This window comes from Vibrio amylolyticus, assembly GCF_023145695.1.
Taxonomy (GTDB): Bacteria; Pseudomonadota; Gammaproteobacteria; order Enterobacterales; family Vibrionaceae; genus Vibrio; species Vibrio amylolyticus.
Map to the genome: position 1 here is coordinate 291,285 of NZ_JAJHVV010000003.1, position 14,995 is coordinate 306,279.

Below are 14,995 nucleotides of genomic sequence, written 5' to 3' on the forward strand. Positions count from 1 at the left end.
CAGGATAGTTACTTTCTAGTTAACCCAATCACGAAGTGTGAACGTTAGAGTGTGGACATCGTTTTGAAGTACTAAGCTGTCTTTCGTTAATGTAATGTCACTCCAGTTAGTGAGAACTTGAGACATTGCCATTTCAGTATTCATCTCTTCTTCACCACACATCTTCATGGTCATGCCCATTTTTTCAATGCGGAATTGGTCATCGTTCAGTTCTGCTTGACCGAAGAAGTTGTTACAACCAGCGTGGCCGTTTGCGCTCATGTTCTCACCGATTTCAAGACGAATTGGTTTGTTGTTTTCGCCTTTAACGATGTCTTTGCCATCAATCTTTACCAGTTCCCAGTTGTGGTGTTGTAGGTCCTGAGATGTGATCATTTGCGCTTCCTCGCCATTGCTTACACAAGCAGTGAGTAATACAGGTACAGAAATAGCAACAGCCAGCGTTTTTAAACTAAGCTTCATAATAAGTAACTCCACAATTGGAAATAATGACCTAGCGATACGTCATAGGCCTTAAGATTGTTAAAAAGTATAGCCAATAAAACACTGTTTTTGTCAGAAGTAAGTCATAGTTTAGGGTGGTTCACAGTTTAATAGTGTTATTTACGCTATTAGATATACATAGGTAACATACTGAAAGTAAGAGAAATATCAATTTTGACACTTAGGTGGTGGGGGAGGCGTAAATGGAGCAGTTAGAATTTTTCACAGTGCCAAGCCCATGTGTGGGGGTTTGCAATGTTGATCCTAAAGGATATTGCCAAGGTTGCATGCGTAAGCGTGAGGAAAGGTTTAATTGGTTATCAATGACACCAATGCAACAACTACACGTCATCAAACTTTGTAAATTACGTTACCGTCGAAAAATGCAACAGGGCAAAAAAAAGGCTCCCGAAGAAGTAGACACTAGTAATCCGCAGCAAGATCTCTTTTAATAGTTTTGTCTTTATCGATTTCCCCATTTTGGAATGCCTAGTGAATAGAACAATATACCGATCTCTCATAGTAAGTAGTGCAGCGTTATCGGCCTCTTCTTTCGCTGTCTCATTTACTGACCCAATCGATGGCATGCTCGATATGGGGGAGTATCTCGCGGAAAATGCTTACGGTTTCCTCCCGGTTCCAGTGATCATTACTGAGCCTGCTTTAGGTGTTGGTGGCGGGTTTATGGGGGTGTTTCTCCATGAATCAGAACAAGAGAAAGAGACCCGAAAAAAACTCGCGTTAGAATCGATTGATGGTGGCGCAAATCTTATTCCACCTGCCGTAACAGTCGCAGGTGGTGGCGCTACTCAAAACGGTACTTGGTTTGGAATTATTGGCCACCGAAGAACATGGAATCAAGATTCAATCCGATATATGGGCGGAATGGGTTACGGTAACGCCTTTATCGATATTTATGCCGATATAGGGTCTGATAACCAATGGATCCCTAATCAGAGCGTGAGCTTTGAAAGTGACAACAAAGGTTATGGCGGCATGCAGAAGCTTCAATTTCGAGTCGGTGATACACCACTGTTTTTGGGTGTTTCACAGTTTTGGGCAAGGTCAGAAGTTCGCTCATCGAATGATACCGTTAACGCGATTATCGAAAATTTAATTGGTTTAGAAACCACGGCGTCAGGGGTGGGTGTTAACGCCGAGTATGACACGAAAAATAGCTTCTTTTTCCCAACTGATGGGTATTCGATAAACGCTGAGTATATGATGTATCGAGACTCATTCGGAAGTGACAACAGTTATGACACTTTTGAATTAGCCGGGCAATGGTTTCATCCTATATCTGATAGTTGGACTATCGCTTTTGCGGGGGGCTATGAGTCTTTAACGAAAACAGAACGTGGCATTTTACCACCATTGGCTAAGCCCTACGTGAAGCTTAGGGGGGTATCGGCGTTTCGTTATCAAGATAACTATGTATCAGCTATTCAGTCACAATTGATGTGGCATATTGATAACCGCTGGACAATCTCTGGGTTTACCGGAGTGGGTTCCGCTAGTAATGAAGTGGATGGACTCTATGATGACTCTCATGTGGCGTATGGGGCGGGATTTCGTTACCTAATTGCTCGTAGGTATGGTATCCACATGGGAATGGACTTTGCATTTAGTGAAGATGACAATGCCTTCTATTTCAACGTTGGTTCGGGTTTTTAAAAGGCGTTTAATAGAGACGAAAACGCCGCTGATTATAGCGGCGCAATAGCAATACCACTTTTTATCTATTTTAGACTCCAAGTATCACTAACCCAACCTCCGGCACCTTCATCAAAGTGACTACCACTAAAGCGGTGATTCCGTTCAACGTTCTCTTCCCGTTGAGGCTGATCGTTCAGTAAGTCGTGAATATAGTTAGCCATTGCGTCGTTTGATAGTTCGCGCTGCCTTTTTGTCGCAACCTCTTTTATCAATTGTAATCGATATGCAGTACTTGCTCGCTTCATCCTCAATGACCTCCTAGTTAATAGACTTAATAACAAAAGTTAGAAGTTAATCACATTAGCGTCAAATCGATTTTGGCGTAATTTTGAGACTTTCTTTCTGTTATATTTCTGTCTTTAAAAAACAGCTATAGAATCAGAAAGTAACGGGAGTTAAAAAAATAATTGGACTGAAAATTTTTTTTTGGTGTCAAGTAGTACATCGTCAATCTGGAGAAGGGAGTTACTTCATGTCTCCACTTTAAATCTAGTATTTAGTGGTTTAGTGGTTTAGTGAGCGTCATTAGTTGGCTTTACGATAGCGACGAAAGCAGTCGTGATCTATTCGACTTTACTTAATATCTCATCGATAGCTTTCACCAAGTAGAGTTTCTTATTTTGCTCATCACATTGTGAGCGGCTCAGTCCTCGGCGGTTGAATTCAGAACCAATAGCGGCTTTCGTTTGAGTTGATGAGCGTGAGTAATAAAGGGTTTCACAAAGTTGTGTATTCGTCATATTTTGAGGATAGGCAGTCACCGTACTTTTACGCATGCCAACAGCACTTGCTTGTTGATTTGAGCAGCCTTGAATAGCGATAGCCATCATCAACATCGATATAGAGCGAAAGCGAGCAGAAGTAAAATGAAGCATTGAATCCCTTAGATAAAAAGTAATGACATATTATCAATCAAGTACGATAACACAGTGTACCAAATTGAATTCATTGAAGGGTAAAAATGAGGAAAAGAGAGTGTATTGTTTGAAGCCACTTTGGATAATAAAGGGGCGATCTGCTAAAGTTTATAGCGTATACGTCGAAAATAAGGTATTAAAGGTCAGGTTGTAACGCTTTGTTACAGAGGCGTGGTTGTTAAATCACTAGGATAAGAGGGAGTTTAAGCCTCATGGGTGAAGATTCGATACAAAAACGGGAATACTACCGCTTAAAATACCCGAAGCGTGCAAGACCCGTTATGCAAATCCAAGACGCTTTTTACCATGTCAGTGAAGTATCTGAAAAAGGGATTCGGTTTATTATTGATGACCCGAACACAGTGCATCATGGTCTGAGTATGTCTGGTGTTTTGAGTCTGCATGATGATACTGTGATTTGTGTAGAAGGTGCCGTACTTCGCCTTGATCAAAATGAAGTCATTGTTCTCTTGTCTAAAGGTCCAAGCTTTAAAGATATGGTTCAAGAACAGCGTCATGTTCGCCAAGAATACCCTGCCTACTACGCTAAAATGCGAGAGTGCCTTGCATAATATTAGTGGTATTTAACCGTAAAATTCTTTCGTTATATTCTCTTTGCCTGAGTTAGGACTTTCTCATAGAATGATCCTGTTTTTTTCTGTGGTTATTACTATGACACTTGAAAGCCTATGGCTGTTTGTCGGAATTGTCTTCTTTGTGGCCGTTGTTCCCGGCCCTAATGCATTACTCGTATTAAGCACGTCACTCTCTACTAGAAAGCGCCATGCGGCCGCAAATATCTTTGGTGTGTCCATCGGCTTCTTGGTTCATGCGTTTGTTTCTGCAACGGGAATGAGCTTATTACTTGCGCAATCTGAGATGGCATTTTCAATGTTAAAATGGGTCGGTGCTTGTTATCTGTTTTGGCTTGGTTTTTCGAATATCCGTCATGGATACCTGACGCTTGATGGCTCTATTGCTATCCCAACACCAAAAGAGGGGATGTTTTGGCAGCATTTTCGTAGAGGTCTCCTAACTAATCTTCTTAACCCCAAAATCGTCCTGTTCTATTTGTCGATTTTTCCTCAGTTTGTAGGAACTAAAACGGTTATCTCAGATAGCTTGATGCTCGGAATGGTACAAGCAACGGTTGTTGCGAGTTGGTTCTGTGTTGTCATTGTATTGGCGCAAAGATTAAAACATTTATTAACTCAGCGTAAGACGGCTCGCATACTCAATTATTCGGTTGGTGGTATTTTTATGGTGTTCGCCGCCCAGTTAGCTCTTTATCAACTGTAATGGTCATTTCAGTGATGTGTTAAGTCAGCGCCTCTTTAATCAATGAGCATATTTTCTCATAACGGGCCGGTAGATTTCGGTGTCGCTTTTGAACTAAATAGAGCGTTTCTTTGACGGGGAACTGAGTTGAGGCAATGTGCAGTTGTGTTTTGTCAGCAAAGCTGTCTAAGGCACCTCGGGGCAGCACGGTAAAGCCGAGCCCTTTCGTGACAGGAAGTAAGATCTGACTCAGTTGGTTGATGTAACCTGTTCTAGGGATCTCATCGAGGTTTATCTTCTCTAGATCGTTATTCCCACATAATTCAAAGTACAACGATAAATAGTGGTTAGCGTCAGGGTGGCCAATAAGTCCACACTCGAATAACGTGTCCGTGGTGAGTTTCATCGAATTATAACGATTAGGCATAACGAGACAGAGCTCTTCATTACCCACAATATTGCTTTGGTATAAACTACTGTTTGGTTGGTGTGTGACAATACCAATATCAATCAATCCAGTGTCTAAGTCGTTTAGTATCTTCTTATTCGGTGCCGACTCGAGCTGAATCGAGAGCCCCTGGTGTTCTGTTTGTAGTAATAATAACTTCGGGTACAGTAGTAGGGCGAGTGAACCCGAACATGCTAGTGAGCACCTACCAGAATTTGGGTTATCAAAGTTAAGTTGGTCCATAAGAGAGTCACTCTCTTTTTCGAGCTTAACTGCGTAATGGTAAACAATCCTTCCCTGCTCAGTCAGTTCAAAGCTTTTTCCTTCGCGTTTGATCAGTGCATGTTTACAGGCGGTTTCTAGCTTCTTAATATGTTGGCTAACCCCGGGTTGGGTCATATAAAGTTTTTCGGCTGTTTGGGTAAAGTGGCCAACTTCTATGAGTGTCCGAAACGTGTGTAACCAAACTGGATTGATCATGAGGTCGACTCTGTTGGTGATAACAAAAAATTATTGTATTGCATTTTAATGATAACAACTAGCAATCACATATCATTTTCAGCTATATGAATCTAAACATTTTAGACTGAGTATAAAATATACTTAATTATAATGGTCACCTTGTATATACATAAACTCAATCTATTTGTTTTTAAATAAAATAAACGCACTTGGTGATTTCTTTGTAAGAATATATTATTTTGTGACTAATCACGAGGTAGTGCCAGTGAATAATATTAACTCGTATATATTTTTATATTAAAATCTACGTGTCGAATTGATATCAACCAATCCAGAAAGGTAAATGAAAATATGGGAAAAGTAACATCTAGAATGATAGCTGCGCATGCTAACGTTTCACCTAGCACTGTTTCTAGATATCTTAATCGCAGTTCATTTATTGAAAAGGAAAAAGTTCAAGCTATTGAAAATGCAATGAGTGAACTTGGGTACGAACAAAAAAAGTCTCTCACTCAAGCTGCGGCTAGAACGATGGTTATTGGTGTACTTTCACCCAGCTATGACAGCAACCATGTAACCAGTATATTTGCAGGAATGAATCGAGCGGTATCAAAACATGTTTATCGAATTAATGTAGAAGTGAGTAACTACGAAATTGATCGTGAACGTCGAATACTTAAAGATATGGTTGCTAAAAAAGTAGATGGTATGATTGTTATTGGCTCATTTCTTAGCGAGAAAGAAATAAGTCAGTTACTAAAAGGTGTACCAACATTAATATTTGGTACACCTGCATTATCAACAAATAATCATGGAGAAAAACGGCTACCACAATTAAGTATGGATAACGAATTGGGGGCATATTTAGCCGTAAATCACTTGATTCAAAAAGGTCATCGCAAAATCGTGCACCTTAGAGGGCCGAAAGATAACAGTGATGCAGATGCTCGTTATTCTGGATTTGTGAGGGCAATGGAAAGCGCCGGGCTGTCAGTGGATCATGATTTGGTCATTTGGGGCGATTTTGATTCTGAAAAAAGCAGTCAGGCCATTCGTCGATTGGTCTCGAATAACCACGAATTTACGGCAATATTTACATGTAATGATGAAAGTGCATTTGGTGCAATGCATGGCCTCTATCGAGAGGGGCTGAACGTACCAAAAGACATTGCACTAATAGGCTATGATGATATGCCACTTTCAAGTTACACCGTTCCACCGCTTACCACCGTTCGGTTACCTTTCGAGAAAATGGGGGAGTTATCGATTGCCTACATATTGGATTTGATATCAGGTAATAAACCGAAATATAAGATGCCTACAATGCAACTTATCATTCGAGAATCTACCTAGACTCTACTCATTTCAGTTAAATTGCTATAAAAATGGCCGCTACTTGCAAAAGTAGCGGCCTGTTCTCTTAATATGCTGTTTGGACTAGACAGAAAATAAGAGGGTATTACCCATTACCACCAAGCTTCAAACTGAGCACCGAAGCTTACTGAATCGAACTTATCGTTTGACACTGAAGCGTGCTCACCAAATGATCTTTCTTCCCAGTGAGTATCTTTCTCAGCATATGTTACGTATAGGCGGATATGTGGCACATCACCAAAATGGAATTTTTGAGAAAGTGTTGCCTTAGCTGATGTGTTTGTACCGTCGTAAGTTTTTGATTTCGCCTGCTGGTAACCAAGCTCTAGCTCTGTCTGAGTAAAGGTATTCCAGTTGTATCGTGGGCGAATACCGGCGTTAAACCACTCTTTTCCGTCTTTGTTATCAAAGTCCATATCAATGTCTTCGAATGCAATCGAGTAGCCCGCGCTCCACTTATCGTTAAACGTATAGTTTCCGTGGTTAAACAGTCGGACACTGCTACCTGGTGCTTCAACATTGACAATCTGGGTACCAGACCAACCAGCAACACCGATACCGTCTGTGTATTGAAGAGTTAAGATGTTGTCAAAGCCAGCAAAGTTGCCGCGATGAGAAGCGGTTAACATGTAGCCTGTTGTTTGAGCGTTAGTTACTATTTCTTTTAGAACTGAATCATCAACGACACTCGCTAGGTTTACACCAAGCGCTAGGTGACCACCAGGAACGTCAATGCCATGAACACGTAGCTCAGGAAGATGTACCGCTGTAATGAATCGGTCGTCATTATCACCACCTGCAGGTGGAGATTGCGTCATTTCACCATTGTTGTAGTTGTAGGTAACGTCCATCAGCATGCCCGGCAATTCGATGTCGCGTAGACCGAAACCACGACCGTAGTTATCCCAGTACTCGTAATCCAACATGTCATCGGCAATAGAGCGAGGGTAAAGCTTACCTGCCCACATGCTGGTTACATCACTGCCGAAAACGCCGTGTAATTGTCCCCAAACTTGCATCACGTCAAATGAATCAGAGATGCCGCCACCAAATTCTTGTACGTCGTGCCAAGAGCCGATCATGATACCAATTTGACCGCGTTGACCATTTTCAGAAATGAGGTCGGATTTAAGGCCAAACTCCATCCAGTCATCTTCGTTACCAAGGCGATATTTTCCCGCAGCACCTTCCGCAGAAATGTAGTCAGGGTGACCGTTACCATTGTTACTGTTTGGTGAAACATGAGCCCCAGCGCGCATGTAACCGAAGAAATCAATATCAGAGGTAGCCATTGCACTGGATGTGAATAGCATTGCACCACAAGCTAAGGCAATTTTAGTTGGTTTAAATTTCATTTTATACCTATGTTTATTCAAGGACAAAGTAAGAGAAAGCTATATTTATTATTGACAGTGTTTAAGTGAATATTCTATCGACTAATCCCACTGTTTGGATGGCAGTATTCTATATTGAGTTTTAGGTGCTTTGATGTGAGAGATATAGAGTTTTTAGAATGGTGTATTTATATTAAACTTAAAACGATTCACGGTTAAGTTTATGTTTTAAAAGTTCTAATTCGATTTTTAGTTACTTCATTTCATGGCTATTTCTGTATCTGAGATAATAATCAATATAGTGGTTTAACTATTTTTAGTGGTTTCTTATTAATCATAAAAAAGCTCACTTAATAAGTGAGCTTTCTTTTTAAAGGGGCCAATATATCTGTGACATTAATTCAGTTATTAAGCATTCCATGAAATATTTGCAAGGACTGCATTAAGCTTTCCTTTTGTATACATCATAAATGGTGTATCTAAATAGCGTAGGTCAACATCTTGGACGATAAAGTCCTGACAAGGTACGGATACTTTAATAAATTTATCACTAGTAACTAATTGATCAGTTATATCGATTGACGCGACACCAATAGGTTCTTCGTTTTTAGTCCATTTTTGAATGGATATTTTAACGGGTTCTGTTGGTGCTTCTTGAACTTTAATTTCAAAAGTAATCGAACCATTTCTATATTGGGAGAAGTCCTCTACTGAGCCATCTCCAACTTGGATATATGTAGCACCAAATTGTTCATTAAAGTTAATTCTAATGGCATCTTGTTGTTGCTCATAGTTATACGGTTCTGTTTCTATTGCTTCAATCGCCATAGGGTTATTTCTGGACACTTCAGATCCAATCCAGTGACCGAGGTCTGAGATTTTTAGATTGTAGTCACCAATGTTTGAACGTACACCGTATAGATGGTTGGATTCGGTTGCCGTTTCTGTTTGGTTTACCACATCATTATCTAATTCAATGTTATCAAGGTCGCGCGTTTGCTTGCGATCTGAATAGTTGAGTCCGTACCCGTATTCGAACAATGGCGCATGCTCGCCATTTGGATCTTGCTCATTGTCTGGGCAAACGTAGTCTGGGATGTGCTGTGGAATACGGTTAACGGTTACACTACGTTTCTTGTTCGGCCAAGAGTATGACAGTTGGCCAACGAAATCGTAACGGATGTTATTTTGTTCATCACGAACAAGTACATCGGTGATGCCCATCCCTTCACTACCTGGGAGGAAAGCAGCAACAAAGGCTTCCGATTGCGCAATCTCTTCATTGATGTAAAGCGGTCGGCCACTAAAGAAAATACTAATCACTTTAACGCCGAGTTTATTTAACTGTGCGACTTTCTCGCAATCTGCATTATAGCTGCGTTTTAGCTTTGAGAACTCTAGCGATTGCCACGCTTTAATATCGCCCATCATTTCGGCGTAAGGGTCTTCACCGAATACAACAATAGCGATGTCACCAGCTTTGAAATCTGAACTCAGGTCTGGGTCTAAAATGACATTTTCAGTACCAAGTTCGGCCTCAAGTGCCATTTTAACGGTGGTTGCCCCTGGGAAATCATCAAGCGTGTTTTCATCACCCTGCCACGTTAGGTTCCAACCGCCAGATTGTTTTTGTAAATCGTTGGCAGCGCTACCTGTTAACGTGATTTTTTGGTCACGAGACAATGGAAGAATATCATTGTTGTTTTTCAGCAATACAAGAGACTTACGTACAGACTCTCTTGCAATCTCACGGTGAGACTCTGCTCCAAGTTGAGCTTGTTTTCCTGCGAATTGACGTAGGCTAGGGCGTGGTTTATCCCATAACCCAGCGCGCATTTTAACGCGAAGAATTCGAGTTACCGCATCGTCAATACGATCCATAGCAATAACGCCGCTATTTACTGCAGACAAGGTTGATTTAATCACACCTTTCCAGTGTTCTCTAACTGGAACCATAAGAACATCGTTACCCGCATTAATCGCGTAAACGGCGTCGGTGTCAGTACACTTACTGACTTCGGCATGGCCGTTCCAATCAGTAACGATCAGGCCGTCAAAGCCCATTTTGTCTTTTAGTACGTCAGTAAGCAGGTACTTACTACCGTGAATTTTTTGATTGTATTCTTCACCTTCTTTAGGTGAGTGATCATAGTTTGCTTTGTCTTCCCAACTATTAAATGAAGACATAACGACCTGTGCGCCTGCTTCTAATCCGCTAAAGTAACCCATTGCATGAATATTGATCAGGTGCTCTTCACTGTAACCATTGACGCCACGGTCAATGCCGGTACGTGTACCACCATCACCAACAAAGTGTTTAACATTCGAAAGAACACGTTCTTCGCTTTTTAGTTGCTCTGCGTTGCCTTGTAAGCCTTGCACCATTTTAGCAGCATATTCATAGGTTACTTCAGGATCTTCAGAGTACCCTTCATAGACACGGCCCCAACGATAATCACGTGGTGTTGCAACGGTAGGTGCAAATGTCCAATCCAGTCCGGTTGCTACAACTTCGCGAGCGGTTACTTCACCAATGCTATGAATAAGCTCTGGATCACGTGCACATCCTAATCCGATGTTATGGGGAAAGACGGTCGACCCGAACACGTTGTTGTGACCATGAACGGCATCGGTAGCCCACACAAAAGGAATTCGAAAACCGCGACCTTCAAACATTCTTTCTGTAGCTTCCCAGAATGTGTCAGCGCAATCTGCCCAATCTTGAGCTGAGGCGTGTTTGTTTTCGTTTGGCCATGCGCCTCCCCCATTAAGAATTGAGCCCAATTTATATTCATAGACTTCTTCAGGCGTGACTTCACGAAGATTAGGCTGGATCATCTGACCAATTTTTTCTTCCAATGTCATTTGTTGAAGAATTTCAATTATTTCATCTTCAATAATAGGATCTTTCTTTATAGCGGATTCAATCTTTGGCCAATCCTTAAAATAAGGAAGACTATTTTTAATTGTCATTCTAAACACCTAAGTAATATAAATTGCCGGATTTCTAATACGGCGGATACTACCTTTGAAAATACCCCTTGGTTTGTGATCTTGGTCTCGTTCTTATGACTCAAGCATTTATATTACTCAAAACTAAATTCAATACACATTTTCATGCTTATTCATGAATTGTTTTGTTTGTTTTATTGTTATTTTTATGATTTACAATTACTTAGTGTGAATTTATTTGTTCTTCTAGCACGAATTGAACGGCGGCAAGTAAATTCAATGGCCAAGGTTATGAGATCGTATGAATTTCATTCGAATATAATCGTTATTAGTGTGATGTAAATCCCTTTCAACAATTAAAGTGTGAATTTATTTTGGAAATAATATTTTTTATTTCAAAAAATCAATAACCTACTGTGAATTGTTTTTTGGTTATTGGAAAGAGTCGAGAATCGCTTTCAGTGCTTTGATCACAATTTACAGAGGTGGAACTCTGTATCATCCGCATCAGATGAGAAGTTATTACTGCTTCCTAAAATATAAAGTAACAATAATTTTATAGCGTTGGAGATATGATGTATAGCGAAGGTTTATACCGTAAAATATATTCTGGAATACTAGGTAAGATTGTCGGTGTATATGTTGGAAGGCCTTTCGAAGGTTGGGATTATAGTCAAATAAGTGAAACCTTTGGCGATATTAATTGTTATGTTAACGAAGAAGTCGATCACCCTTTAATTTGTAGCGATGATGATATCACCGGTACATTTATGTTCACACATGCTCTGGAAGATCATCTATTTCGTAAAGATTTCTCTTCAGTACATGTAGGTCAAACTTGGTTGGATATCTTAATCAAAGGAAAAACTGTTCTTTGGTGGGGGGGGTACGGCCAATCAACAGAGCATACCGCTTGGCAAAATCTTAAAAATGGCATTCCTGCTCCGAAAAGCGGCTCTATCGAAACCAACGGACAAACTGTCGCAGAGCAGATTGGCGCTCAAATATTTATAGATGGTTGGGGAATGTTAAACCCGAACATGCCGGATCGAGCAGCCAATATGGCTCGAGAAGCGGGTTTAGTGAGCCATGATGGGGTGTCTGTTGATGCTGCTATTGTGATTGCTGTCATTGAATCTCTTGCTTTTGAAGAAACCAACCTTAACACACTCATTGATTCTGCTTTAAGCCATATAAGTAAAGACAGCATTATTCAGAAAGTGATTGCTGATGTGCGTCAATGGCACTGTGAAAACCCACAAGATTGGCGCTATGCTTTCACCCAACTTCGTGAAAAATACGGATATGACAAATTTGATGGCACCTGCCATGTGGTTCCTAATCACGGGTTGATCATCCTTTCTCTACTTTACGGAGAAGACAATTTCCATAAAGCGATGATGATCGTTAACACCGCGGGTTGGGATACTGATTGTAATGCAGCCAATGTGGGTTGTATCAACGGTATTCGTTTAGACCTAGACAGTATTAATGATGGTTATGATTGGCGTGGCCCTGTTGCCGACCGTATCTTGCTTCCTACTGCACACATTCATGAGCATATCTCAGACGCACTTCGTGAAGCCGATAAGATGATGGAATTGATTGTTCGTTGGCATACAGGGGAGACACTGACACGTAAGCCTCGTTTTCATTTTTCACTACCAGGTGCCGTGCAAGGGTTCCAATTAGATAGTAAACATAACTATGTTCGAACCGCTTCGTTATCTAATCCTGAAAATGCACTGACTATTGACTATGCAAACCTGATCTCTGGTGTTCCGTTAAAAGTAAAAACGGCGACTCATACGGACAAAGAGTGCAAGGTTAATGAGTCATCTTATCATGTTGTAGGTAGCCCAACCCTGTATCCGGGTCAAATTGCTATTGCCGAACTGGAGTTAGCAAAAGAGGCCAATGCTGATGTAGAAGCGAGCTTGTTCATTGAAATGTATGACACCGCGTTGAACATAACGACGCTACAAAGTGAACCTGTTCGATTGAAAATGGGCGAGCGAAATTCGATTGAGTGGACTATCCCAGCCGCTGATTTCCAAATGATCGCTAATGTTGGAATTGAAATCACAGGGACGACAGAAAGTTCACAGCATGGTCAGGTTACACTTCACCAGCTTGATTGGACCGGGACGCCAACCCAAATTATTGGTTTTGATAAAACCGAGCATCATGAAATTTGGGAAAGCAGTTTTATCAATACGATGGACACGAAAATCAAGTTCAATAATCAAGACATATATCGTCTTGTTAATGACGACATCACAGACCCTGGTGTATTCGCGTTTGGTAGTAAAGACTTCGAAGATTATGAACTGTGTATTCGCTTAGTACCGCAAACAAAAAATGCGTTCGGTCCTATCGTTCGCTACCTCGGTCTCACTCGTTATTACCGAATAGAACTGACAAAAGATGACACCGCTATCTTGATACATGAATCATTCGGTGAATCCCGTATTATCGCTGTCGCTCCATTTGAGTGGCAACCGCATAAAGCTTATGAGTTTAAGGTTAAGGCTGTGGGTGATCATTTTGAATGTTCAATCAATGGTGTCGATACCTTTAGTGTTAAAGACGCCGCTATGCCAGAAACATTCAAATGTGGTGGTGTCGGATTCTATAACTCTTTAGGCCCTGTTCACTTTACTGATATGAAGATTACTTCCGTTGACGCTCTTAATAACAAGTAACGAATAACTAATACGGCGTTAAAGCCGAATACTCTACACAATAAGGATAGGCATGAAAAAATTACAATTAAGCGCTGTGTCTGGCGCTATCGTTGCAGCTCTGTTTTCTACGGCTGCACTAGCACAGGAACAAGTGACACTTAATGTCGCCGCTTTTGCGAACTACGACCAAGTGGTTCGTTTGATTACGCCTGATTTTGAAAAACAGTACCCGCATATCAAAATTAACCTAAGATCGTTGTCGTTCCAGGATCACCATACGGCGCTGACAACGTCACTTTCTACCGGTGCTAACGTGCCTGACGTTGCTGCTCTAGAAGTGGGCTTCATTGGTCGTTTAGCAAATGCGGGCGGTTTAGAAGATTTAAACCAAGCTCCTTATAATGCGGCGAATTTTGCCGAGAAATTCTCACCGTTTACAGTGCCTTTAGGCAAAAATAACCGTGGTGAGCAAGCTGCCATTCCTGTTGATATAGGCCCAGGCACTATCTTTTACCGCTCTGACGTTTTGGAATCAGCCGGAGTTAGCGCTGAAGAGATGCTGAAAGACTGGGATAGCTTTATCGAAATGGGTAAAAAGCTTAAAGAGAACAACGGTAGTTACATCGTAGATAACGCATCGACAGCGATGAAGATTGTACTTCGTAGTGGACTAGAAGAAGGCCAGTCAGTTTACTTTGGCGAAGAGAATAAGATCTTAGTAGAAAGCGACCGCTTCAAAGAAGCTTTCCGTGTTGGTAAAGAGCTGTTTGACAATGATTTGTCTGCCGAAGTAAACCAATGGAGTACGGAGTGGAACGAAGGTTTGCGTCGTGGCGATATTGCGACTCAAATGTTCGGTTCTTGGTTTGTTGGTCACATTCGTGACTTCATCTCTCCTGATACCGATTACTGGCGTACTGCCCAACTTCCTGGTGGGACTTATGCGAGCTGGGGCGGTACATTCTTATCGATTCCTGCAAGAGCAGAGCACAAAGAAGAAGCGTGGACATTCATTAAATACATGTCTGATCGCGTAGAAACTCAAATTGCGGCACTTGAGTTTGGTACGTTCCCTTCTTCTATTGAAGCGCAACAAGCGCCAGAGATGAACGAAGAGATGGCTATTCTTGGTAATCAGAAAGCTCGCTTGATCTGGCGTGAATCTGCAGAGCGTATTCCTGCAATCTCAGCTCACCGTCATGATCCAATCGCAGAGCGTATTATTGACGATGCGTTTGAAAAGGTTATCAACCACGATGTCGACATTGATAAAGCACTCTCTGATGCAGCTAAGTTGATCAAACGTCGCGCTCGTCGTTAATTAAAAATAAATAAACTTTGCGG

At 41.2% G+C, this 14,995-nt stretch carries 13 protein-coding genes; 7 read left to right on the forward strand and 6 right to left on the reverse strand.

Translation table 11 applies throughout. The features are described 5' to 3' along the window. Nucleotides 1-15 precede the first annotated feature (15 nt). Nucleotides 16-462, reverse strand: a complete 447-nt coding sequence (locus tag KP803_RS06400; RefSeq protein WP_248008016.1) for an META domain-containing protein — start codon at nucleotides 460-462, stop codon at nucleotides 16-18. Nucleotides 463-686: 224 nt separating this feature from the next. Between KP803_RS06400 and KP803_RS06405 the strand changes: the two genes are divergently transcribed. Together KP803_RS06405 and KP803_RS06410 are read left to right on the forward strand one after the other, a co-directional pair. Then, nucleotides 687-935, forward strand: a complete 249-nt coding sequence (locus KP803_RS06405) for a DUF1289 domain-containing protein (RefSeq protein WP_248008017.1) — start codon at nucleotides 687-689, stop codon at nucleotides 933-935. Between the two features lie 40 nt (nucleotides 936-975). Then, nucleotides 976-2,157 (forward strand): BamA/TamA family outer membrane protein, encoded by a 1,182-nt coding sequence (locus tag KP803_RS06410; RefSeq protein WP_248008018.1) that lies wholly within the window; start codon nucleotides 976-978, stop codon nucleotides 2,155-2,157. Between the two features lie 65 nt (nucleotides 2,158-2,222). Here the strand turns inward: KP803_RS06410 and KP803_RS06415 are convergent, their stop codons facing one another. Continuing rightward, the gene (locus KP803_RS06415; protein WP_248008019.1) at nucleotides 2,223-2,444 is read right to left on the reverse strand and encodes a hypothetical protein; all 222 of its coding nucleotides are present in this window, start codon (nucleotides 2,442-2,444) and stop codon (nucleotides 2,223-2,225) included. Between the two features lie 318 nt (nucleotides 2,445-2,762). Continuing rightward, a complete protein-coding gene (locus KP803_RS06420; protein ID WP_427916924.1) occupies nucleotides 2,763-3,074 on the reverse strand; it encodes a hypothetical protein in 312 nt (103 codons plus the stop codon). Between the two features lie 254 nt (nucleotides 3,075-3,328). Between KP803_RS06420 and KP803_RS06425 the strand changes: the two genes are divergently transcribed. Both KP803_RS06425 and KP803_RS06430 read left to right on the forward strand, forming a co-directional pair. Continuing rightward, nucleotides 3,329-3,688 carry a PilZ domain-containing protein gene (locus KP803_RS06425; RefSeq protein ID WP_248008020.1) on the forward strand — a complete coding sequence of 120 codons (360 nt, stop codon included), beginning with the start codon at nucleotides 3,329-3,331 and terminating at the stop codon, nucleotides 3,686-3,688. Nucleotides 3,689-3,788: 100 nt separating this feature from the next. Further along, nucleotides 3,789-4,415 (forward strand): LysE family translocator, encoded by a 627-nt coding sequence (locus KP803_RS06430; RefSeq protein WP_248008021.1) that lies wholly within the window; start codon nucleotides 3,789-3,791, stop codon nucleotides 4,413-4,415. 19 nt (nucleotides 4,416-4,434) lie between these two features. Here KP803_RS06430 and KP803_RS06435 read toward each other — a convergent pair whose 3' ends face one another. Then, nucleotides 4,435-5,322 carry a LysR family transcriptional regulator gene (locus tag KP803_RS06435; protein WP_248008022.1) on the reverse strand — a complete coding sequence of 296 codons (888 nt, stop codon included), beginning with the start codon at nucleotides 5,320-5,322 and terminating at the stop codon, nucleotides 4,435-4,437. A 333-nt stretch (nucleotides 5,323-5,655) separates the two neighbouring features. On the opposite strand from KP803_RS06435, the gene KP803_RS06440 reads away from it, so the two are divergent. Beyond that, the gene (locus KP803_RS06440; protein ID WP_248008023.1) at nucleotides 5,656-6,657 is read left to right on the forward strand and encodes a LacI family DNA-binding transcriptional regulator; all 1,002 of its coding nucleotides are present in this window, start codon (nucleotides 5,656-5,658) and stop codon (nucleotides 6,655-6,657) included. A 113-nt stretch (nucleotides 6,658-6,770) separates the two neighbouring features. On the opposite strand, the gene KP803_RS06445 is transcribed toward KP803_RS06440, so the two are convergent. Beyond that, nucleotides 6,771-8,033: a carbohydrate porin gene (locus KP803_RS06445; RefSeq protein ID WP_248008024.1), complete on the reverse strand. Its 1,263-nt coding sequence runs from the start codon at nucleotides 8,031-8,033 to the stop codon at nucleotides 6,771-6,773. Between the two features lie 387 nt (nucleotides 8,034-8,420). Continuing rightward, nucleotides 8,421-10,985, reverse strand: coding sequence for a glycoside hydrolase family 3 protein (locus tag KP803_RS06450; RefSeq protein ID WP_248008025.1), 2,565 nt, complete (start codon nucleotides 10,983-10,985; stop codon nucleotides 8,421-8,423). A gap of 551 nt (nucleotides 10,986-11,536) precedes the next feature. Between KP803_RS06450 and KP803_RS06455 the strand changes: the two genes are divergently transcribed. Then, the gene (locus KP803_RS06455) at nucleotides 11,537-13,669 is read left to right on the forward strand and encodes an ADP-ribosylglycohydrolase family protein (RefSeq protein ID WP_248008026.1); all 2,133 of its coding nucleotides are present in this window, start codon (nucleotides 11,537-11,539) and stop codon (nucleotides 13,667-13,669) included. Nucleotides 13,670-13,721: 52 nt separating this feature from the next. Continuing rightward, nucleotides 13,722-14,972, forward strand: coding sequence for an ABC transporter substrate-binding protein (locus KP803_RS06460; RefSeq protein ID WP_248008027.1), 1,251 nt, complete (start codon nucleotides 13,722-13,724; stop codon nucleotides 14,970-14,972). Nucleotides 14,973-14,995: the final 23 nt, after the last annotated feature.

Coding starts and splice junctions, on each gene's coding strand:
- KP803_RS06400 (WP_248008016.1), bottom strand. CDS start 462: ATGAAGCTTAGTTTAAAAACGCTGGCTGTTGCTATTTCTGTACCTGTA.
- KP803_RS06405 (WP_248008017.1), top strand. CDS start 687: ATGGAGCAGTTAGAATTTTTCACAGTGCCAAGCCCATGTGTGGGGGTT.
- KP803_RS06415 (WP_248008019.1), bottom strand. CDS start 2,444: ATGAAGCGAGCAAGTACTGCATATCGATTACAATTGATAAAAGAGGTT.
- KP803_RS06420 (WP_427916924.1), bottom strand. CDS start 3,074: ATGCTTCATTTTACTTCTGCTCGCTTTCGCTCTATATCGATGTTGATG.
- KP803_RS06425 (WP_248008020.1), top strand. CDS start 3,329: ATGGGTGAAGATTCGATACAAAAACGGGAATACTACCGCTTAAAATAC.
- KP803_RS06430 (WP_248008021.1), top strand. CDS start 3,789: ATGACACTTGAAAGCCTATGGCTGTTTGTCGGAATTGTCTTCTTTGTG.
- KP803_RS06435 (WP_248008022.1), bottom strand. CDS start 5,322: ATGATCAATCCAGTTTGGTTACACACGTTTCGGACACTCATAGAAGTT.
- KP803_RS06440 (WP_248008023.1), top strand. CDS start 5,656: ATGGGAAAAGTAACATCTAGAATGATAGCTGCGCATGCTAACGTTTCA.
- KP803_RS06445 (WP_248008024.1), bottom strand. CDS start 8,033: ATGAAATTTAAACCAACTAAAATTGCCTTAGCTTGTGGTGCAATGCTA.
- KP803_RS06450 (WP_248008025.1), bottom strand. CDS start 10,985: ATGACAATTAAAAATAGTCTTCCTTATTTTAAGGATTGGCCAAAGATT.
- KP803_RS06455 (WP_248008026.1), top strand. CDS start 11,537: ATGATGTATAGCGAAGGTTTATACCGTAAAATATATTCTGGAATACTA.
- KP803_RS06460 (WP_248008027.1), top strand. CDS start 13,722: ATGAAAAAATTACAATTAAGCGCTGTGTCTGGCGCTATCGTTGCAGCT.